17 protein-coding genes and 1 pseudogene are annotated in these 20,192 nt (G+C 59.7%); 11 read left to right on the top strand and 7 right to left on the bottom strand.

The window, feature by feature from the left end; genetic code table 11:
• Positions 1-303: 303 nt before the first annotated feature.
• Positions 304-819 (bottom strand): annotated as a pseudogene (locus LG31_RS21805) (REP-associated tyrosine transposase).
• Positions 820-1,426: 607 nt separating this feature from the next.
• Between LG31_RS21805 and LG31_RS0118270 the strand changes: the two are divergent.
• The 3 genes from LG31_RS0118270 (at position 1,427) to tsgA (ending at position 4,006) form a co-directional block, all read left to right on the top strand.
• The gene (locus LG31_RS0118270; RefSeq protein WP_033115842.1) at positions 1,427-1,804 is read left to right on the top strand and encodes a hypothetical protein; all 378 of its coding nucleotides are present in this window, start codon (positions 1,427-1,429) and stop codon (positions 1,802-1,804) included.
• Between the two features lie 284 nt (positions 1,805-2,088).
• Positions 2,089-2,790, top strand: a complete 702-nt coding sequence (gene deoD / locus LG31_RS0118265) for a purine-nucleoside phosphorylase (RefSeq protein WP_033115841.1) — start codon at positions 2,089-2,091, stop codon at positions 2,788-2,790.
• A gap of 52 nt (positions 2,791-2,842) precedes the next feature.
• A complete protein-coding gene (tsgA, locus tag LG31_RS0118260; RefSeq protein WP_033115840.1) occupies positions 2,843-4,006 on the top strand; it encodes an MFS transporter TsgA in 1,164 nt (387 codons plus the stop codon).
• 78 nt (positions 4,007-4,084) lie between these two features.
• On the opposite strand, the gene LG31_RS0118255 is transcribed toward tsgA, so the two are convergent.
• Positions 4,085-4,762 carry a Crp/Fnr family transcriptional regulator gene (locus LG31_RS0118255; protein ID WP_033115839.1) on the bottom strand — a complete coding sequence of 226 codons (678 nt, stop codon included), beginning with the start codon at positions 4,760-4,762 and terminating at the stop codon, positions 4,085-4,087.
• Between the two features lie 211 nt (positions 4,763-4,973).
• Between LG31_RS0118255 and LG31_RS0118250 the strand changes: the two genes are divergently transcribed.
• Together LG31_RS0118250 and LG31_RS0118245 are read left to right on the top strand one after the other, a co-directional pair.
• The gene (locus tag LG31_RS0118250) at positions 4,974-5,312 is read left to right on the top strand and encodes a YcgJ family protein (RefSeq protein ID WP_050513487.1); all 339 of its coding nucleotides are present in this window, start codon (positions 4,974-4,976) and stop codon (positions 5,310-5,312) included.
• Between the two features lie 52 nt (positions 5,313-5,364).
• Positions 5,365-5,946 carry a DUF1349 domain-containing protein gene (locus tag LG31_RS0118245; protein WP_033115838.1) on the top strand — a complete coding sequence of 194 codons (582 nt, stop codon included), beginning with the start codon at positions 5,365-5,367 and terminating at the stop codon, positions 5,944-5,946.
• A gap of 107 nt (positions 5,947-6,053) precedes the next feature.
• On the opposite strand, the gene rimO is transcribed toward LG31_RS0118245, so the two are convergent.
• Positions 6,054-7,382: a 30S ribosomal protein S12 methylthiotransferase RimO gene (gene rimO / locus LG31_RS0118240; RefSeq protein WP_033115837.1), complete on the bottom strand. Its 1,329-nt coding sequence runs from the start codon at positions 7,380-7,382 to the stop codon at positions 6,054-6,056.
• Positions 7,383-7,663: 281 nt separating this feature from the next.
• On the opposite strand from rimO, the gene LG31_RS0118235 reads away from it, so the two are divergent.
• Positions 7,664-8,785 (top strand): HD-GYP domain-containing protein, encoded by a 1,122-nt coding sequence (locus LG31_RS0118235; protein ID WP_033115844.1) that lies wholly within the window; start codon positions 7,664-7,666, stop codon positions 8,783-8,785.
• Between the two features lie 148 nt (positions 8,786-8,933).
• Here the strand turns inward: LG31_RS0118235 and LG31_RS0118230 are convergent, their stop codons facing one another.
• The 4 genes from LG31_RS0118230 to LG31_RS0118215 form a co-directional block, all read right to left on the bottom strand.
• On the bottom strand, positions 8,934-9,116 hold the full coding sequence (locus LG31_RS0118230; protein ID WP_033115836.1) for a hypothetical protein: 183 nt from the start codon (positions 9,114-9,116) through the stop codon (positions 8,934-8,936).
• Positions 9,117-9,444: 328 nt separating this feature from the next.
• Positions 9,445-10,626 (bottom strand): dicarboxylate/amino acid:cation symporter, encoded by a 1,182-nt coding sequence (locus LG31_RS0118225; RefSeq protein ID WP_033115835.1) that lies wholly within the window; start codon positions 10,624-10,626, stop codon positions 9,445-9,447.
• A 286-nt stretch (positions 10,627-10,912) separates the two neighbouring features.
• Positions 10,913-11,434: a class I SAM-dependent methyltransferase gene (locus LG31_RS20175; protein ID WP_050513486.1), complete on the bottom strand. Its 522-nt coding sequence runs from the start codon at positions 11,432-11,434 to the stop codon at positions 10,913-10,915.
• Positions 11,435-11,534: 100 nt separating this feature from the next.
• Positions 11,535-12,173, bottom strand: coding sequence for a TetR family transcriptional regulator (locus LG31_RS0118215; protein WP_033115834.1), 639 nt, complete (start codon positions 12,171-12,173; stop codon positions 11,535-11,537).
• A gap of 143 nt (positions 12,174-12,316) precedes the next feature.
• Between LG31_RS0118215 and LG31_RS0118210 the strand changes: the two genes are divergently transcribed.
• The 5 genes from LG31_RS0118210 to rfbA all read left to right on the top strand — a co-directional run.
• Positions 12,317-13,495 carry an efflux RND transporter periplasmic adaptor subunit gene (locus LG31_RS0118210; RefSeq protein WP_033115833.1) on the top strand — a complete coding sequence of 393 codons (1,179 nt, stop codon included), beginning with the start codon at positions 12,317-12,319 and terminating at the stop codon, positions 13,493-13,495.
• Positions 13,496-13,512: 17 nt separating this feature from the next.
• On the top strand, positions 13,513-16,662 hold the full coding sequence (locus LG31_RS0118205) for an efflux RND transporter permease subunit (protein WP_033115832.1): 3,150 nt from the start codon (positions 13,513-13,515) through the stop codon (positions 16,660-16,662).
• Between the two features lie 620 nt (positions 16,663-17,282).
• On the top strand, positions 17,283-18,389 hold the full coding sequence (gene rfbB / locus LG31_RS0118200; protein WP_033115831.1) for a dTDP-glucose 4,6-dehydratase: 1,107 nt from the start codon (positions 17,283-17,285) through the stop codon (positions 18,387-18,389).
• On the top strand, positions 18,389-19,276 hold the full coding sequence (gene rfbD / locus LG31_RS0118195; protein ID WP_033115830.1) for a dTDP-4-dehydrorhamnose reductase: 888 nt from the start codon (positions 18,389-18,391) through the stop codon (positions 19,274-19,276). Before rfbB ends, rfbD begins: the two co-directional genes overlap by 1 nt.
• A gap of 114 nt (positions 19,277-19,390) precedes the next feature.
• Positions 19,391-20,192 (top strand): glucose-1-phosphate thymidylyltransferase RfbA (gene rfbA, locus LG31_RS0118190; protein ID WP_033115829.1); only part of this gene is annotated, 802 nt, incomplete at its 3' end.

Below are 20,192 nucleotides of genomic sequence, written 5' to 3'. Positions count from 1 at the left end.
CATCTCTTTCTCCATGTAAACCATGAATTGAAAAATATTCTATAGGGGAATTGTTTATGCTTTTATCTGTCATGAATGTAATTCCTTACTTTAATTGTAGGAGGAAAGGCTGATCGCGTATGTTGGGCTAACTCTCGTAGGCTGGCGCTGAACAAAGTGAAGCCTAACGTTTACCGTGAAAGCTAAATTTGATTTTGGTTTTCGATTTGATATGGTAAAAATTCATCTTGTTTGGAAAGTCATATATCCCGTTTGTTGGGCTTCGCTACGCTCAGCACCAACCTACAACATATCCCTAGCCGATTATTCCCGACCCGAGTCACTATCAATGGCCCAATCTGGCCCTATCCATCCTGCGGCGATATGGCGATAGAGGGAGGAGTAAGGCCAATCGACCGGCTTGGCACAATAACCATGTTTAACTGGATTGAAGTGGATGTAATCGACATGGGCTTGCAGAACCTTGTCATCCCGGATCAGATGTTCTCAATAACGTCGTTGCCAGATACCTCGTTCCCGTTTTCTGAGTCGGCTCTCCCGTATCCGCTCTGTTTTGGCAATGCCCCGTGAAAAGCATGCCTTGATCAGAGACCAGCGCATGGGATAGTCACTGTCACCCGGCGGTAGTTGCCATATGGCATGGAGATGATCCGGCATCACCACCATGGCAATGATCTCGAAGGGGTGTTGCTGTTTGACGTGGCGGAGCACTTCACGCAGAAGGTCGATATGACGTACCAGTAGATCCTGCTATCGGTCAGCCAGGTTGACGGTGAAGAACCAACATGCCCCACTGGTTGTTGCTCGGCGATAGCGCATGCTTCTCCTTTCCGGTGTCGGGCGGAAATATCCAGTCTGTTCGGTTGCACCTACTGGCGACCAACTGACCGAGGACACGCGTGTTGGGCTTCGCTACGCTCAGCGCCAACCTACGCAATGCACAATCACTGTTCAAAACCCACGCTACCGCCCGTGGATTACAGCTTCCAATATGCTCCATTAACCAGCGAGGGCAGCAGCCCATCGCAGATGAATAGGCACCGGATGGCTATGTTAAGCCAATCGAATCTGGTCGCTCCAGTCAAAAAGTGACGTAACTGTCAGTAATAATTGGTTTTTTGCGCTGGCTCAACAAATCAAGCTGAGTGGGCACCGGATTCCCATGGCCCTTGATTTTATTGGGGTTGGCGGGCGTGGCAGGAAGGAATAGGGCTGGCTTGCTGGTTCGGAGGGATTGGCTGGGGACAATCCCGCTTTGCCAATCGGCGCTATAGTGCGGGCGATGGTTGCCCTGTGCTCCGCTCCCAAGCTGGCGAGGCGGGGGATCTGCGGCAACAATCAGCTGTTGCCATCACAGCCATTTGCAACACATCGTCATGCAAATATGACCATGCAAACACATCACCAGATAGAGAGGAGATCAACCATGAAGCGTACCATCCTGTTCGGCCTGCTCTGCGGCAGCGTGCTGCTGGCCAACCCGGTCTTTGCCAACGACACAGCCCAGTTGCAGTGCGAGGCGCAGGCCGCGGCGAAAAAGCTTAACGGCGCCGCCAAGACCAGCTTTGTCGGCAAGTGCGTGAAAGATGCCGCGGGCGCCGCAACTGGCGAGTGCGAGAAGGCGGCCGCCGACAAGAAGCTGGCCGGTGCGGCCAAGAACAGCTTTATCCAGAAGTGCGTGAAGACGGGCGCGGCGGTGGATCCAGCGGCCAAGTGCGAGAAGGCGGCAGCCGACAAGAAGCTGGCTGGCGCGGCCAAGAACAGCTTTGTCCAGAAGTGCGTGAAGGATAGCGCCGCCAAGTAAGGCATTTTCTCATCCGGTGTGTTTGCGGGGGGCCATCAGGCCCCCCGCGCTTTTTGGGGCGCAGGGGCGTTATCGCTGGGCGGGTGACACGGTGCTTGCCGCAAGGGCAGGGCTGATTAAGAGCCAATGAGCGGCGGCGCAGGGGGGGCAAGCGGCGGCGGTTCTGGATAAGTTGCCGGAACTGGGATCTCGATCGGGGCAACAGGACTTTTGTCCTGCAAGGGGCGAGGGGGTGGGGGCTAGGATGCGCTCATCCACACGAGTCAAACTGGAGCACAACAATAATGACCGCTCATATCAATGCCAACCCGGGCGATTTCGCCGAGACCGTCATCATGCCGGGGGACCCGCTGCGGGCCCGCTATATCGCCGAGACCTTTCTGACCGATGCGCGCGAGGTGACCAATGTGCGCAATATGCTGGGCTACACCGGCTATTACAACGGCCAACGCATCTCGGTGATGGGCCACGGCATGGGGATCCCCTCCATGGTGCTCTACGCCCACGAGCTGGTGAACGACTTCGGGGTCAAGCGCATCATCCGCATCGGCAGTCTGGGGGCGACCCAGCGCTACGTGCAGATGCGTGACGTCATTCTGGCGCAGGCGGCGGGCACCGACTCCCCGACCAATGCCAAGCGCAGCGCCGGCTACCAGATGGCCACCTCGGCCGACTTCGCCCTGCTGCACAAGGCGTTTACCAAGGCGCAGGAGAAGGCGATTCCGGTCAAGGTGGGCAATATCTTCACCGGCGACCTCTATTACGATCCGGACGAAAACCTCATTCCGGCGCTGGAGAAGTTCGGTGTGCTCGGCATCGACATGGAGGTGGCCGGTCTCTACGGGCTGGCCCATCAGCAGGGGATCGAGGCGCTCGCCATCCTGACTGTCTCCGACCACTGCCTGACCGGTGAAGAGACTACTGCCGAGGAGCGGCAACTCTCCTTCAACCAGATGATCGAGCTGGCGCTGCACACCGCGCTGTAAGCGCCGCGGCCCGCCAACCCTGCACGCACCCTGACCCCAAGAGAGATCCAATATGAACAATAAGCTCTCCCTCACTGCCATCAGCTTCCTGGCCAACTTCGTGATGGCCGGTTTTGCGACCCAGTTCGGCATGCTGATCGACCCCATCGCCGCCAAGTTCGGCGCCGACGTCAATCAGGTGGCCTCCATCTTCTCCCTGCTCAACGGCGGGGCGCTGGCGGGCACCATTGCCGCCTTCTTCCTCATCGAGAAAGTGGGCCTCAAGCGGATGACGCTGATCTGCTACGGCATGATCGCGCTGGCGGCGGCTTCGCTCCATCTGACCGGTTCGCTCTATGTGGTGATGGCGGCCATGACGGTGATCGGCCTGTGCGGCGGGGTGGGGCTCTGCATTGCGGGGACTCTGGTGGTGAGCGTCTGGCAGGCGCGGATGCAGAGCACCATGCTGGTGGTGCAGGATGCCACCTTCAACGTGGCCGGGGTGGTCTTCCCGCTTATCACTACCTACACCCTGACCCACGCCATGGCGTGGAGCTGGAGCTATCTGGCGGTGGGGGTGGTGGCGCTGGCGACCATGCTGGTGGCGGTGCTGACCAACTTCCGCAGCTGCGAGGCGGGCGGCGAGAGCGCCGGTAACGAGCACTCGGAGTGGAACCTCGGCATCATCAGCGGCGGGCTGGGGCTTTTTCTTGGCATGCTGGCGCTCTACACCTTCCTCACCTGGGCGCCCATGTTCGTGAAGAACAAGTTCGGCATCCCCTTCGAGGAGGCGGGCAATATCATCACCCAGTACTGGACGGCGGCCCTGCTCGGCGCGCTGGTCTCGACCGCCATCGTGACCCGCATTGCGATCCGCACCTTCCTCTTGGTGATCATCACGCTGGCGATGGGGATGACGGCGCTTATCGTCACCACCGACAACCTGAGCCAGCTGCCTTACCTCACCTACGGTTACGGCTTTGTCTGCGCCGCGCTCTACAACGCCTTTATCGCCTACGGGGTGTCGTTTGTGCGGCAGGCATCGAGCAAGAACGTCTCCTATATCCTCATCAGCGGCAGTGCCGGGGCCATGTTCAGCCCGGCCATCAGCGCCCTGTTCGAGCAGGTGATCGGCCTGCAGGCGGTGATGTACGCCATCCCGCTTATCTACGGCGTGATCCTCGCCATGCTGGTTGCGTCGCTGCGGATGGCCCGGCCCCAGCCTTGTCTGGCCTGAGCAGGAGAGTAAACAGCAAGAGGGGCGGTATCGACCGCCCCTCTTTTTTGTCTTTAACCGGCCACTTATGCCCGCTAGTTATGGCTGCTCCAGAAAGGCCCTGAGCCCCGCCAGATCGCGGATCTGCAACCCCTCCTCGCCACGCTCCACCAGTCCCTTGTCCATCAGCTCTTTCACCGCCCGCCGGTAGACCCTGTCCGTAGTGCCGAAGCGTTCCGCCTCCTGATACCCCTTGCGAAAGCCGCTCACCGGGTTGTCGTGGCAGTGGCTGTGATAGAGGTCGAGGGCAATGTTGTAGCTGATGGGGTAGAGCATGCGACAGGTGAAGATATCCACTGTGTCCTGATAGTCGATGGCAATGGCGGTGGCAAAGAAGAGCGCCACCTTGGGGTGGGCGACCAGCGCCTGCTCCAGCTGTTCGCCATCGATGCGGGCCACTTCCAGCGGCTCCTCGGCGATGATGTCGAGCTGGCAGCGGTAGCCGGTGAAGAACTCCATCTCGCCAAAGAGCTGGTTGTCGCACTCAAGGGTGCCGAGCTGAAAGCGGCGGCCATTCATGGCGGTGTGGCCCATGGCGATGCGGCCATTCGGCACCAGCACCAGATCCCGCAATAGCTCCCCCTGACGCATCAGGGGTTCCCCCTCGGGGATCAGGCGCCGCTCCGTGATGCAGGAGATGACCACCTGTTCGATCAGATCGTGGCTGGCCTGCCAGTGGGGCTGAAAGCGCCCCTTGAGAAGGGGTTTGAGTTGCATGGCGGGACTCTTTGACTGACGTGTACAGGCGGCTATTACACATGTTCGTCCCCCGATAAGCCAGCCCCGCTGCGGTGGCGGCCCGGTTGGCGCCGAGCCTCGGTTTGGGCTTAGCGTGACAGCCGGATTCATTGTGGGCCGACAATTGGCCATCACGGGAGCGGAGTGATAAATTAACGCCCTGATTTGCAAGGTTTATCAAGGTAACACCATGTTCAAACGCTCGGCTGCGCTGGTGGCGCTGCTGCTAATCGGGGGCGTTCACGCGGCTCCGGCAGTGTTCTCGCCCTCCGCCAAGGTGGTGTGCGACAAGAAGGGCGGCTATTGCGCCGACCCGCAGGGGATCTCCATCGGCCTGACCCGCGCCCATCTCGGGGAGCAGGCGGCCAGCCGTTTGCAGAAGAACCTGCAGGGGGCAGATCCTGGCAGCTACACCCTGAGCAACGGGGTGCATTGTGAAAGCCGCGAGCAGCAGTGCTACACGGATCGCTACTTTCCGCGCACCAAAGAGAGCCACTTCACCGCCACCCTCTTCAAGCAGGGCAAGTAAGCGGCAAGTAGTCGCTGGTGGCAAGTTGGCGACACAACAGGAGTTGAACGAGATGATGGAAGGGACGCAATGGCGCTGGCTCAATGAACCGGCCCAGTGGCACAAGACCAGCGATGGCTTGCAGGTGGTGACAGACCAGCAGACCGATTTTTGGCGCAGCACCTGGTATGGCTTCGAGCGCCACAGCGGCCATGTCTATGGCTGCGAGGTGGCGGGGGAGTTCACCTTTCAGGTCTGCGTCGAGGGGGAGTTCACCACCCTCTACGATCAGGCGGGGCTGATGCTGCTGCAAGACGATGCGCACTGGCTCAAGGCGGGGATCGAGTACAACGATGATCAGCCGATGATCGGCAGCGTGCTGACCAATCCGCACTCTGACTGGGCCACCGGCATCTTCACCGGCAACCCGCGCCGCTTCTGGCTGCGCTTGACCCGGCTGGTGGACTGTCTGCGCCTGCAATATTCCACTGATGGCAAGGTGTGGCCGCTGCTGCGTCTCGCTCCGTTCCCGCCAGGCGAGCGCTGCTTTATCGGGGTGATGTGCTGCACCCCGGAGCGGCAGGGGCTGGCGGTGCGTTTCTCTGACTTGCGCCTCACACCGCCCCTTGGCAAGGTGCTGCACGACCTCGGCTAGGGTTTTATTGCCAGTAGTTGTTAAACAAAAAGCGCCATCAGGCGCTTTTTGTTTAGTTACGTTGAACGCTATCGGCTCAACGCGCGGCGTGTTTACCCATGGCAGGGTTAGCCAATCAGGCTGGCCCACAGGTCATATTCGTCGGATTCGTCGATCCGCACCTTGACCATGTCGCCCGGCTTGAGGCTGGTTTCGCCGTTGAGGTAGACCAGACCGTCGATCTCCGGTGCATCGGCAAAAGAGCGGCCAGTGGCGCCCTCTTCGTCCACTTCGTCGATGATAACGGTCATCTCCTGACCCACTTTGCGGGCCAGTTTGCGGATGGAGACCTGCTGTTGCAGCTCCATAAAGCGCTGGAAGCGCTCTTCCTGCACGGCTTCCGGTACCGGATCCGGCAGCTCGTTGGCCAGCGCCCCTTCGACTGGGCTGTATTTGAAGCAGCCGACGCGATCCAGCTCCGCCTTGTCGATGAACTCCAGCAGCATCTGGAAATCTTCCTCGGTCTCGCCCGGGAAGCCGACGATAAAGGTGGAGCGCAGGGTGATCTGCGGGCAGATCTCGCGCCACTTCTGGATCCGCTCCAGAGTGCGCTCGACCGAACCCGGACGCTTCATCAGTTTCAGGATGCGCGGGCTGGCGTGCTGCAGCGGGATGTCGAGGTAGGGCAGGATCTTGCCATCGCGCATCAGCGGGATGACGTCATCCACGTGCGGGTAGGGGTAGACGTAGTGCAGACGTACCCAGATATCGAGCTTGGCCAGCTCTTCGCACAGGGCGACCATGCTGGTCTTGACCGGCATGCCGTCGTAGAAACCGGTGCGGTGCTTCACATCGACGCCGTAGGCGGAGGTGTCCTGGGAGATCACCAGCAGCTCCTTCACGCCGGCCTCTTTCAGGCGCTTGGCTTCGGCCAGCACGTCGCCGATGGGGCGGCTCACCAGATCCCCGCGCATGGAGGGGATGATGCAGAAGGTGCAGCGGTGGTTGCACCCTTCGGAAATCTTCAGATAGGCGTAGTGGCGCGGGGTCAGCTTGACGCCGTGGGCCGGAACCAGACTAGTGAAGGGGTTGTGCTGCGGCTTCTCCACATATTTGTGGACGTGGCCCAGTACCTCTTCATAGGCGTGGGGGCCGGTGATCTCGAGCACCTTGGGGTGGATCTCGCGGATCTGATTCTCTTTGGCGCCAAGGCAGCCGGTGACGATCACCTTGCCGTTCTCGGCCAGCGCTTCGCCGATCGCTTCGAGCGACTCCTGCACCGCACTGTCGATAAAGCCACAGGTGTTGACGACAACCAGCTCGGCATCGTCATAGCTGGGCACCACGTCGTACCCTTCGGTACGCAGCTGGGTCAGGATGCGCTCGGAATCGACCAGGTTTTTCGGGCAACCCAGGGAGACGAATCCTACTTTGGGGGCCTGTTTTGTGTTGGACATCGCTCAATCACTCTTAGGTGGCTTCTCTTTAAGGGCGCGGATTTTACCTAAATGGCTAACCAAAAACTATACAGCGGAGCCGGGAGAACCGAACAATATCTCCGAGTGGGCAGGATTGCGTGGCGCGAATTGCCGCTAATGACCTGTCATCAATGGGGCTATCGCCCCCGCGGGGTGGGGTTGTTATCGGGATCCCGCTTTGTTGATTTTCCTGTCAACAGAGGCGAGAGCGGCAAAGGGGGTCACTATACTCCCATCACGGAGATCCGGTGGAGAAGGTCATGGAGAGTTCATTTGGCGAAAGGATGCAGAGCGTACACGCCACCCTCAGGGAGCGTTTTGACAAGCTGAGCCGGGTGGCCATCGCTATCTACGACCCTCATACCGATCAGCTCAAGACCTTTGCCCACAGCACCGAAGGCCACTCTCCGCTGGTGCAGTACGAGGTGAAGCTGAGCGATGTGCCCTCCCTGCGCTATCTGGCGGAGCATCACCACGCCCGCGTGCTCGGCAATCTCGATGTCCTGCGTGACTCTGCGTCCGAGCACAGCCGCAAGCTGCTGGAGGCGGGCTATGCCTCCAGCTATACCGAGCCGCTGCTGTTCAACAGCAAGCTGTTTGGCTTTCTGTTTTGCGATGCCATGGAGCCGGACTATTTCAACGAGCCGATCCGAAGCGAATTGTCGGCCTACGCCCAGATGCTCTCGGCCATCATCGCGGTGGAGTTTTTCTCCATTCAGACCCTTGGCGGGGCGCTGACCACGGCGCGGGAGTTCAGCCGCTATCGGGATGAGGAGACCGCCAACCATCTGCACCGGATGTCGGCTTACTCCCGGTTGATCGCCAGGACCCTGGCCCCTGTCACTGGCCTCAGCGATGAAGAGGTGGAGTTTGTCTATCTCTTCTCCGGGCTGCACGACATCGGCAAGATCGCGGTGCCGGACTCCATCCTGCTCAAGCCGGGCAAGCTGACCCCGGAAGAGTTCGAGCTCATGAAGAGCCACCCCGGCAAGGGGCGGGAGATGATCAACCTGATGATCAGCGAGTTTGGCCTCGATGGCATTCACCACACCGACATGCTGACCAATATCATCGCCAGCCATCACGAGCGCTTTGACGGCACCGGCTATCCGCTGGGGCTGGCGGGGGAGGCCATTCCGCTGGCGGCGCGCATCGTGGCGGTGGCCGATGTGTTTGATGCCCTGACCAGCGAGCGCCCCTACAAGCAGCCCTGGCCGTTCGAGACGGCGTTTGCCTATCTGGAAGAGCATGCCGGCAGCCAGTTCGATCCCGCTTGTGTTGCCGCGGCCCTGCGCAACAAGGCCGAGTTTTATGCCATCTATCAGCACTATCAGGATCTGGCCACTACGCCTGAAACGGACGAGGCGAAACCGGCTGAGTGAGATAGGGGAGGGAAAGTCAGCGCAAGGGGATAAGGGGCAAGCAAGAGGGCCAAAGATGCAGAGCAAGAGAAGGGGACGCCAGCGAGCGTCCCCTTTGCATTTGTCAGATTTGATGGCCGCTGTTTTGTGGCTCGTCGCCCGCAGCCCGTTATGGCCTGGGCGGCTTGTTTGAGTGGCCGAGGTGGTCAGCGCTGGCACCCGAGCAGCCGCAGGGGCGGATCTCCTTGTCCGGTCGCTTCTGGGCCAGCCGATACTGACGCCACCAGATGATGGTGCCCATGGCAAGGATCAGCACGAACGAGGCGAGCAGACTCAATAACCAGATGGACATGATCTCTTCTCCTTGCGGTGATGGCGGCCGTCAGCGTGGTGATCGGGCGGCTGTGATGCTGGCAGCAAGTATGGCCCTGCGGCGGTTGATGCGCTTGATTGTTATCGTCGGTGTAACAGTATTTCGGTTAACTGTTTCGCTTGCGTAACAATGGGCCGAGTGTTGCAGGTAGTCCGAGCAGACCGGTTTGATAGGGGGCTCGCCGACTTGTGCTGAGAATGCCTTACTGGTTCTGGTCAGATGGGTTAAGGCAGAAACGACACAGGCCCGAACAGAGGTTCGGGCCTGTGGTTTTTTGCAGAGGATGGCTGTTGCCATCCCGGCGAGCTTACGCCTGTTCGGCCTCAGCCATGGGGGCAGCGCTTTCGTTGCCGTTGGCGAAGCGATCGGCCCACAGGGCGATCACGCCGTCGCCGGTGACGTTGCAGGCGGTGCCGAAGCTGTCCTGCGCCAGATAGAGGGCGATCATCAGGGCGATGGAGGCCTCACCGAAGCCGAGCATGGAGGTGAGCAGACCCAGTGCCGACATGACGCCACCACCCGGGGCACCCGGGGCGGCGATCATGATGACGCCCAGCATCATGATGAAGGGGAGCATGGTGTCGATGCCCGGAATGGCCAGATGTTCGGAGAGGAACATTACCGCGGTGGCGCAGGTCACCAGGGTAATGGTGGAGCCACAGAGGTGAATGGTGGCGCATAGCGGCACGGTGAAGTTGGCGATGCCATCGCTCACCCCGTTGTTCTTGCTCGACTGCAGGGCAACCGGAATGGTGGCGGCGCTCGACATGGTACCCAGCGCGGTGAAGTAGGCGGGCAGCATGTTCTTGATAAGCTGGGCCGGTGAGCGGCCAAGGGCCAGACCGGTACCGACGAACAGCACGGAGAGCCAGACCCAGTGCATCAGGATGGCCATTACCAGCACCACGCCGAAGGTCTTCAGGGTGGCGAACACGGTGCCTTCCACCGTCATTTCGACAAAGACACCGGCGATGTAAAACGGCAGCAGCGGAATGATCACCTTGGCCAGCAGGCGGTCGATGATGTCACGGCCCTGATCGGCGACCCGGCGCAGATCGGTGGCCTGGGTGGCGCTGATGCCGATACCGAACACGAAGGCGGCGGCCAGCGCAGACATCACGCCAAACAGAGGCGGGATCTCCAGATTGACGTAGGAGGCGAGCTTGACCGCCTCGGCGGTAGTGGGCTCGGCGGCGGTGGTCAGTTGCGGGATCAGGTGGCTCGCCACGGTAAAGGCGAACAGGCCCGCCAGAATGGTGGAACAGTAGGAGAGGGCCACGGTTTTGCCCAGCAGCTTGCCGGAGTTCTTCGGCAGGCTGGCGATACCGCTCATGATGAAGAAGAGGATGATGAGCGGAATGGTGAAGGTAATGAGCTGACCTATGACTGTCTTGGCCGTAAACAGCACGCGCGCCACCCACTCAGGGGCGTAGAGACCGAGCAAGAGACCGGCAAGAATGCCAGCAATGAGTTTGAGGACAAGTTTCATAAGGAAATCCGGTGTTGGTTGTATTGTCTGATTTGTTATTAAATTTTGATATTAATCACACTTTCTAACACAGAATCCGCATTATGTCTGTCTTGAATGGGTTAACGCCGAGTTAAATATTGTTAATGGCTATTTTCCCCGGCCGGAAAACGCCCATATTTAAACGCGCAAGATGCGGCACGGTGTGCTGAACATGGTGGGCTGACAGAGAGCGTGCAGGGCCTCGGGGTTAGGGCCTGTGCGGGTAAAAAGCGAGCGCCGTTAAGGGGTTAACCGGCGCCGCCAATCACGCGGTCGTGCGGATCAGCAGCAGATAACTCAACGCTGCGGTGGATTGGGCCGGCTGCTCCGCGCAGATTGCCAGGGGGATCTCATCCTGTTCGAGTCGCTCGGCCAGCTGAGTCGTAGCTGCCGCGAGATCGGTTGCGACCGGCAATGCCAGCGGCGCACCCGGTTTGAGCAGGGTAGCGAGATGGCGCAGGGTGTCACCCGCTTTATGCCCGGCGAGGTCAGCAGGGCGACTGAGCCAGATGCCGTCATAGGGGAGCACGCTGCGCATCCCCGCGATGGGGCAGACCCGCACCGCCTGACCCGAGCGGCGCGATGCGCTGCGTGCCTGCGCCAGCTCTGGCTCACAGGCGGTGACCCGAAAACCGGCATCCCGCAGCCAGCAGAGATCCACTCCGTCGCCGCAGTCTAGGTTGAGCAGGTGGGCGCCAGTGGTCAGCCGGGCCGTAAAGGCGGTGTGCGCTGGAGTCGGGCCGGCGGGATGGGCGGTATCGTGGGTGATGGCGTCAGTGGATGTCACAGCGATGGTCTCGGGCCGAGGCGGCTACAGGGGGCGCTACCTTAGCAAATCGGGGGCTGTGCTGGCAAAGCGGCCCGCAAGTTGGTGCAGAGGGTGAACACTAGGAACGAACCGCCGGATTGCGGGGCTGGGTGAGCATGGTGAACATGCAGTCGAGCAGGTACTCCGACTCGGCGGCCAGATCGATCCGCTCCGGAAAGTGGAGCCAGTTGATGATGTAACCATCGAGAGTACAGTGGAGCAGGGTGGAGGCTCGCCGCAGATCCAGATTGGCGGGCAGCTGTCCGCGCCGGATGGCATTGGTGAGGGTGGTCTCAAGATCGCGGAAGAAGTTGCTGGACTGGCTGCGGATATGTTCGCGCAGGGAGATGGCTTCCCCCTCCAGCGACTCCAGATTGAAGAGGATGGTGAACATCTGCTGGTGGGCCTGATCCCGGGTGATGCGGGTCAGCACCTCTTTGAGGAAGTCGCGCAGCTTGCCGAGGGGGTCTGGCTCCTCTTCATTGACGCAGGCGTCGAGCTGATGGGCGAGGGGTTGGCAGAGCTCCTCCCAGAGGGAGAAGAAGAGCTCCTCCTTGTTTTTGAAGTGCCAGTAGATGGCCCCGCGCGTCAGGTCTGCGGCCCTGGCAATGTCGGTCAGGCTGGTCTTGGCCAGCCCCTGGCTGCAGAAGAGATCCAGCGCCGTCTTCATGATGGTGCAGCGGGTCTGCTGTGCCTCCTCTTTGGTCCGTCTGGCCATCTGCTTCTGCGCCCCTTAATCAGCAAAAAAAGTCACTTACATACATTTATGAATGTATGTATATTGCCTCATCTTTCCGATTTTTACCAACAGGGCCCACGTGGCCCTGATTGTTCATTGACTGGCAAAGGCTCAGGTGTTTCATGCATAAACATATTCTTGCTCGTTCGGTAGGTCTTGCCCTGCTGGCAACAGGCTTGCTGGCAGGTTGTGGCGACAAGGGCGCGCCGCAGGGACAGGGGGGTATGCCTCCCGTCGCGGTTGACGTGGTGACCCTGCAGAGTGCTCCGCTCAAGTTGACCAGCGAGCTGACCGGCCGCAGCGCCCCGTTGCGGGTGGCCGAAGTGCGCCCGCAGGTGGGTGGCATCATCCTCAAGCGCCTCTTTACCGAGGGGAGCGATGTGAAGGCTGGCGATCTGCTCTATCAGATCGATCCGGCTGTCTATCAGGCTGCCGTCGCCAGCGCCAAGGCAAATCTGGCCAAGGCGCAGGCCAACGAGCAGAGCGCCCGCCTCAAGGCCAAGCGCTATCAGGAGCTGCTCAAGGTCAACTCCATCAGCCGTCAGGACTATGACGATGCCGACGCCAGCTGGAAGCAGGCGCAGGCAGAGATCATGGCGAGCAAGGCGGCCCTGCGCACCGCCGAGATCAATCTGGGTTACACCCGCATCACGGCGCCCATCAGCGGTCGCATCGGCACCTCTGCGGTGACCGAAGGGGCGCTGGTGACGGCCCAGCAGGCTGACAGCCTCGCCGTTATCCAGCAGCTCGACCCCATGTATGTCGATGTGCGCCAGTCCACCGCCGATCTGCTGCGTCTCAAGCGGCTGGTGGCCGAGGGCAAGGTGGTGCAGGACGAACACAAGGGGGCCAAGGTGAGCTTCCAGCTGGAAGATGGCACCACTTATGGCGAAGAGGGCTCGCTGCAGTTCTCCGACGTCACCGTGGATGAGACCACCGGCATGGTGGCCCTGCGGGTGATCGTCCCCAACCCCGCGCATCTGCTGCTGCCCGGCATGTTCATGCGCGCCACTCTGCAAGAGGGCGAGCGGGCCAAAGGGCTGCTGGTGCCGCAAACCGCGGTGACCCGTACCCCCAACGGCGGCGCGACCGTGCTGGTGGTGACGGCTGACAACAAGGTGGATCTGCGCAACGTTCAGCTGGGTCGCATCGTCGATACCAGCTGGGTGGTGGAGTCCGGTCTCAATGCCGGCGAGCGGGTGATCGTGGCCGGGTTGCAGAAAGTGCGTCCGGGTGCCGTGGTCAATCCGGCTGAACAGGCTGCGGCGCCGGCAACTGCCGCCACCCCGGCCAACAAGTAGGATGGAGTAGTCGCTTCATGGCTCGATTTTTCATAGACAGACCCATTTTTGCTTGGGTGATCGCGCTGGTGATCATGCTGGCGGGCAGCCTGGCCATCATCAAACTGCCGGTCGCCCAGTATCCGAGCATTGCACCGCCGGCGGTGAGCATCTCCGCCAGCTATCCGGGCGCATCTGCCAAGACGGTAGAGGACTCGGTGACCCAGATCATCGAACAGAACATGACGGGGCTGGATCACCTGCTCTACATGTCCTCCCAGTCCGATTCCGCTGGCCGGGTGTCGGTCACCCTGACCTTCCAGCCGGGGACCGATCCCGATATCGCCCAGGTACAGGTGCAGAACAAGCTGCAGCAAGCGATGTCGCTATTGCCGCAAGAGGTGCAGCAGCAAGGGATCCGGGTGCAGAAGACCTCCAGCAGCTTCCTGATGGTGGCCGCCTTCATCTCCAGCGATGGCAGCATGAAGAACGACGATCTGGCCGACTATGTGGTCTCCAACATCAAGGAGCCGCTGAGCCGTCTGGACGGGGTAGGGGATATCACCCTGTTTGGCAGCCAGTACTCCATGCGGATCTGGCTCGACCCCAACAAGCTCAATCGGGTCCAGATGACTCCTGGTGATGTGCAGCTGGCGATCAAGGCGCAAAACGCCCAGGTGGCGTTCGGCAAACTGGGGGGAACCCCCTCGGTGGCCGATCAGCAGTTCACCGCCACCATCATGGGTCAGACCCGTCTCTCCACCGTCGAGCAGTTCAACGACATCCTGCTGCGGGTGACTCAGGATGGCGCCAAGGTGCGGCTGAAAGATGTGGCCCGGGTCGAGCTGGCTGGCGAGAGCTACGACGCCGAAGCGCTCTACAATGGTCAGCCCACTGCGGCGGTGGCCATCAAGCTGGCGACCGGTGCCAACGCGCTGGATACCTCCGAGAAGGTGCGCGCCAAGCTGAACGAGCTGTCGGAGTACTTCCCGGCCAACATGAAGATCGTCTACCCCTACGACACCACGCCGTTTGTGAAGATCTCCATCGAGGAGGTGGTGCAGACCCTGATCGAGGCGATCTTCCTGGTGTTCTGCGTCATGTATCTGTTCCTGCAGAACTTCCGGGCGACCCTGATCCCGACTATCGCGGTGCCCGTGGTGCTGCTCGGTACCTTCGGGGTGATGGCGGCATTTGGCTTCTCCATCAACACCCTCACCATGTTCGGTATGGTGCTCGCCATCGGCCTCTTGGTGGATGACGCCATCGTGGTGGTGGAGAACGTGGAGCGCCTGATGAGCGAGGAGGATCTCTCCCCGCTGGAGGCGACCCGCAAGTCGATGGGCCAGATCACTGGCGCGCTGGTGGGGATTGCTCTGGTGCTCTCCGCCGTATTCGTGCCGATGGCTTTCTTTGGCGGATCGACCGGTGCCATCTATCGCCAGTTTTCGCTGACCATCGTCTCGGCGATGACCTTGTCGGTGCTGGTGGCATTGATCCTGACGCCGGCACTCTGTGCCACCCTGCTCAAGCCGATGAAACACGGCGAGTTCGGTGCCCAACGCGGCTTCTTTGGCTGGTTCAACCGCGCCTTTGATGCCGGCACCCAGCGCTACCAGCGCGGAGTTGGCAAGGTGATCAAGCAAGGCGTGCGCTACAGCCTCATCTACGGTGCCATGCTGGCAGTGCTGGCTGTGCTCTTTATGCGGATGCCCACCTCCTTCCTGCCGGAAGAGGATCAGGGGGTCATCATGTCCATGGTGCAACTGCCCGTGGGCGCGACCAAGCAGCGCACCGAGGTGGTGCTGGCGGACATGCGCGACTACTTCCTGAAAAACGAGAAGGACAATGTCGACTCCGTACTGACGGTGGCGGGCTTCAGCTTCGCCGGTAGCGGTCAGAACGCGGGCATGGCCTTTATCAAGCTCAAGGACTGGAGTGAGCGCAAGAGCCCGGATCGCAGCGCCAATGCCATCATCGGCCGCGCCATGGGCTATCTGTTCAGCATCAAGGAGGCGCAGGTCTTCGCCTTCAACCTGCCTCCGATCCCTGAGCTGGGTACGGCGACCGGTTTTGACTTCTTCCTGCAGGATCGCGGTGGTATTGGCCACGAGAAGCTGATGGCGGCGCGCAACCAGCTGCTCGGCATGGCGGCGCAGGATCCCACCCTGGTGCGGGTGCGCCCGAACGGGATGGAAGATACGCCGCAGCTCGATATCAAGATCGACTACGAGAAGGCGCTGGCACAGGGGCTCTCCATCGCGGACATCAACAACACCTTGGCTACCGCCTGGGGTTCGTCCTACGTCAATGATTTCGTCGACCGGGGCCGGATCAAGAAGGTCTACCTGCAGGCGGATGCCCCCTTCCGGATGAACCCGGAAGACCTGAAGCTATGGTATGTGCGCAACAGTGCCGGTCAGATGGTGCCCTTCTCTGCCTTTGCCAGCACCGAGTGGAGCTTTGGCTCGCCCCGTCTGGAGCGTTACAACGGCGTACCGGCGATGGAGATCGTCGGGGAAGCGGCGCCCGGCAAGAGTACCGGTGATGCGATGGCCGCTATCGAGCAGATGGTGAAGAAGCTGCCGGAAGGGGTGGGTATCGAGTGGACCGGGCTCTCCTTCCAGGAGCGGCAGGCTGGTTCACAGGCCCCCGCGCTCTATGCGATCTCGCTGCTGGTGGTGTTCCTCTGTCTGGCTGCCCTCTACGAGAGCTGGAGCATTCCGTTCTCGGTGATGCTGGTGGTGCCGTTGGGTGTGTTGGGGGCCATCCTGGCCGCGACTCTGCGCGGGCTGGAGAATGACGTCTACTTCCAGGTTGGCCTGCTCACCACCATAGGCTTGTCGGCGAAGAACGCGATCCTGATCGTGGAATTTGCCAAAGAGCTCTATGACAAGGGGATGGGGCTGGGTGAGGCGGTGGTGGAGGCTGCGCGTCTGCGTTTGCGCCCGATCCTGATGACCTCGCTTGCCTTTATCCTCGGGGTGCTGCCGCTGGTGATCAGCTCCGGCGCCGGTGCCAGCAGCCGCAACGCCATCGGTACCGGCGTCATGGGGGGGATGATCAGTGCCACCGTGCTGGCCATCTTCTTCGTGCCGCTCTTCTTCGTGCTGGTGATGCGCTACTTCACCAGCCACCAGAGCAAAGAGGCGCGCATGGCTGCAGCGGTTGAGTCAAAAGGTGACTGAGCAAAAGCGTGTCCATCTGTTCTGAGCGACAGATCACAATTTGATAAAAGAGTCAGTTAAAGCTGGCTATAAAATGGGGCAACGTGAGCGGTTGCCCCATTTTTTTCGCCCAAAAAACGGTAACTTGGCTGTGTTCTGTTCGATTTTGAAAGGTGGTTCGGATGAGTTCATCAAGCTGTTTCGGTTCTCCATCGAATCTTGATTCAAAACCCTTGATGAAGGCACTTTTTGCTGTGCAGGTTTGCAGAAAACGAGATAGAATCTGCGCCTTATCGGGCTGGTAGACTATGTGTCGTTTAGGTTTTGTACACCCTCTTTTGGCTATAAAATGCGAGCGTGTAACACTGTTATCGACCATCAAAACATAAAAATGCTGGAGGACAAGATGACCAACAGCAAACAAAATTTGGTTAAAAGCAGCAAACTGGGGGCTGTAACCCAGGGGCGGTAGCCATGGTGTTATCCTTAGTTTTTGTTCAACGTATATGCATAACGGCTGTGTAGTGCAGTCTTGGCAATACACGTTATGTATTGATTTTTAGCGCTAATACAGCTGTTTTCTGTTCCATACCCCCCGATACCCAATTCCGTATTCACTCCTCGCAAGAGAACGCATATCTATGAAAATCCTCGTGACCGGCGGTGCCGGCTTTATCGGCTCTGCCGTGGTGCGCCATATCATCCGTGATACCCAGGATGCCGTTATCAATCTCGATAAACTCACGTATGCCGGCAATCTGGAATCCCTGGCCGATGTATCGTCGAGCGAGCGTTATGCGTTTGAGCAGGTGGATATCTGCAATCGCGCCGAGCTGGATCGGGTGTTTGCCCAGCACCAGCCGGATGCGGTGATGCACCTGGCCGCCGAGAGCCATGTTGATCGCTCCATCACAGGACCGGCTGACTTTATCGAGACCAATATCGTCGGCACCTATATGTTGCTGGAAGCGGCACGTGCCTATTGGAACGGTCTGGACGAGGTACGCAAGGCGGCCTTCCGCTTCCACCATATCTCCACCGACGAGGTGTATGGGGATCTGCCCCATCCGGATGAAGTCGCTGCCGGTGAGCCACTGCCGCTCTTTACCGAGACCACCCCCTACGCCCCCAGCAGCCCCTATTCTGCCTCCAAGGCTTCCAGCGACCATCTGGTGCGCGCCTGGCGCCGCACCTACGGTCTGCCGACCATCGTCACCAACTGCTCCAACAACTACGGCCCGTACCACTTCCCCGAGAAGCTGATCCCGCTGGTCATTCTTAACGCGCTGGATGGCAAGCCGCTTCCGGTCTATGGCAAGGGCGACCAAATCCGTGACTGGCTCTATGTAGAAGATCATGCGCGCGCGCTCTACAAGGTGGTGACCACGGGCGTGGTCGGGGAGACCTACAACATCGGCGGTCATAACGAGAAGCAGAATCTGGAGGTGGTACACACCATCTGCGATCTGCTGGACGAGATGGTGCCGAAGGCGTGCTCTTACCGCGATCAAATCACCTATGTAGCGGATCGTCCCGGTCACGATCGCCGCTATGCGATCGATGCGACCAAGATGAGCAGTGAGCTTGCTTGGCAACCGCTAGAAACGTTCGAGTCTGGCATTCGCAAAACCGTGCAGTGGTATCTGGATAACCAGCAGTGGGTCAGCAACGTCAAGAGTGGCGCCTACCAATCCTGGATTGAGCAGCACTATTCCGCGATTGAACAGAACGATGGGGAGCGTGCCTGATGCATATTCTGCTGTTTGGCAAAAACGGCCAGGTAGGCTGGGAGCTGCAGCGCGCACTGGCGCCGCTGGGGCGCATCACTGCCGTTGATTTTGACTCCACCGACTATTGCGGCGATTTCAGCAACCCGTCAGGGGTGGCCGAAACGGTACGTCTGGTCAAGCCGGATGTGATTGTCAACGCAGCGGCCCATACCGCAGTGGATAAAGCAGAGAGCGAGCGGGAGTTTGCCGAGCTGCTAAACGCAACCAGCGTGGCCGCTATCGCCAAAGAAGCGGAAGCATTGGGTGCCTGGCTGGTGCATTACTCCACCGACTATGTGTTTGATGGCAGCGGTGAGCGCCCCTGGCTGGAAACCGATGCGACCGCCCCGCTCAACGTCTACGGCGAAACCAAGCTGGCAGGGGAACAAGGCGCCGCTATTTGCTCCCGTCACCTGATCTTCCGCACCAGCTGGGTCTACGCCGCCCGCGGCGCCAACTTTGCCAAGACGATGCTGCGCTTTGGCAAAGAGCGTAGCGAGATGTCAGTCATTAATGACCAGTTCGGCGCACCGACCGGCGCCGAGTTGCTGGCTGATTGCACCGCCCATGCGATCCGTGTGGCGCAGAGTAAACCCGAGGTCGCAGGGCTGTACCATCTGATTGCCTCCGGTACCACCACCTGGTTTGACTACACCCAGCTGGTGTTTGCCAAAGCCAGAGAGGCTGGCGTTGAACTGGCGGTGACACAGCTCAATGCGGTGCCGACCAGTGCCTTCCCGACCCCTGCCAAACGACCCCATAACTCTCGCCTTGATACTGGCAAATTCCAGCGCACCTTCGATCTGGTGCTGCCGGATTGGACGGTCGGTGTAGAGCGGATGTTGACCGAGATCCTGGGCAAATAAATCAATGGTCAGGGATGTGTTGAGTGCATACTTGGCTGGCAAGGGATAAAACCTAAAGGGTGTGGCTTCAAGCCACCTTTTTCTTTTGCAATTTAAAAATAAGAAACAAGCATCATGACCAAACGAAAAGGCATTATTCTGGCCGGTGGCTCTGGCACCCGTCTCTATCCCGTGACCATGGCGGTGAGCAAGCAGCTGCTGCCCATCTATGACAAGCCGATGATCTACTACCCGCTGAGCACCCTGATGCTGGCGGGTATTCGCGATATTTTGATCATTAGCACGCCGCAAGATACTCCCCGCTTTGAGCAATTGCTGGGTGATGGCAGCCAGTGGGGTCTGAATTTGCAGTACAAGGTGCAGCCAAGTCCGGACGGATTGGCTCAGGCCTTTATTCTGGGTGAAGAGTTCATCGGGTCAGACCCCTGCGCGCTGGTGCTGGGCGACAACATCTTCTATGGCCACGATCTGCAGAAACAGCTGGCGGCTGCCGCGGCCAAAGAGAGCGGTGCTACCGTCTTTGCCTACCATGTGCACGACCCCGAGCGTTATGGGGTGGTGGAATTTGATAAAGAGGGCACCGCTATCTCTCTGGAAGAGAAGCCGTTGGTGCCCAAGAGCAACTATGCGGTGACAGGCCTCTATTTCTATGACAACAACGTGGTGGAGATCGCCAAGAGCCTAAAGCCATCGCCCCGTGGTGAGCTGGAAATTACCGATGTGAACCGTATCTACCTGGAGCAAGGCAATCTGTCGGTGGCGATGATGGGCCGTGGTTATGCCTGGCTGGATACCGGAACCCATGAAAGCATGATTGAAGCGAGCAACTTTATTCAGACCATCGAGACCCGTCAGGGATTGAAAGTCGCGTGTCCGGAAGAGATTGCCTATCGCCAGAAGTTTATTACTGCCGATC

It is taken from the genome of Aeromonas lacus (assembly GCF_000764665.1).
GTDB lineage: Bacteria > Pseudomonadota > Gammaproteobacteria > Enterobacterales > Aeromonadaceae > Aeromonas > Aeromonas lacus.
This window is presented reverse-complemented; position numbering and strand designations above follow the sequence as displayed.

Coding starts and splice junctions, on each gene's coding strand:
- LG31_RS0118270 (WP_033115842.1), top strand. CDS start 1,427: ATGAAGCGTACCATCCTGTTCGGCCTGCTCTGCGGCAGCGTGCTGCTG.
- deoD (WP_033115841.1), top strand. CDS start 2,089: ATGACCGCTCATATCAATGCCAACCCGGGCGATTTCGCCGAGACCGTC.
- tsgA (WP_033115840.1), top strand. CDS start 2,843: ATGAACAATAAGCTCTCCCTCACTGCCATCAGCTTCCTGGCCAACTTC.
- LG31_RS0118255 (WP_033115839.1), bottom strand. CDS start 4,762: ATGCAACTCAAACCCCTTCTCAAGGGGCGCTTTCAGCCCCACTGGCAG.
- LG31_RS0118250 (WP_050513487.1), top strand. CDS start 4,974: ATGTTCAAACGCTCGGCTGCGCTGGTGGCGCTGCTGCTAATCGGGGGC.
- LG31_RS0118245 (WP_033115838.1), top strand. CDS start 5,365: ATGATGGAAGGGACGCAATGGCGCTGGCTCAATGAACCGGCCCAGTGG.
- rimO (WP_033115837.1), bottom strand. CDS start 7,382: ATGTCCAACACAAAACAGGCCCCCAAAGTAGGATTCGTCTCCCTGGGT.
- LG31_RS0118235 (WP_033115844.1), top strand. CDS start 7,664: ATGGAGAGTTCATTTGGCGAAAGGATGCAGAGCGTACACGCCACCCTC.
- LG31_RS0118230 (WP_033115836.1), bottom strand. CDS start 9,116: ATGTCCATCTGGTTATTGAGTCTGCTCGCCTCGTTCGTGCTGATCCTT.
- LG31_RS0118225 (WP_033115835.1), bottom strand. CDS start 10,626: ATGAAACTTGTCCTCAAACTCATTGCTGGCATTCTTGCCGGTCTCTTG.
- LG31_RS0118215 (WP_033115834.1), bottom strand. CDS start 12,173: ATGGCCAGACGGACCAAAGAGGAGGCACAGCAGACCCGCTGCACCATC.
- LG31_RS0118210 (WP_033115833.1), top strand. CDS start 12,317: ATGCATAAACATATTCTTGCTCGTTCGGTAGGTCTTGCCCTGCTGGCA.
- LG31_RS0118205 (WP_033115832.1), top strand. CDS start 13,513: ATGGCTCGATTTTTCATAGACAGACCCATTTTTGCTTGGGTGATCGCG.
- rfbB (WP_033115831.1), top strand. CDS start 17,283: ATGAAAATCCTCGTGACCGGCGGTGCCGGCTTTATCGGCTCTGCCGTG.
- rfbD (WP_033115830.1), top strand. CDS start 18,389: ATGCATATTCTGCTGTTTGGCAAAAACGGCCAGGTAGGCTGGGAGCTG.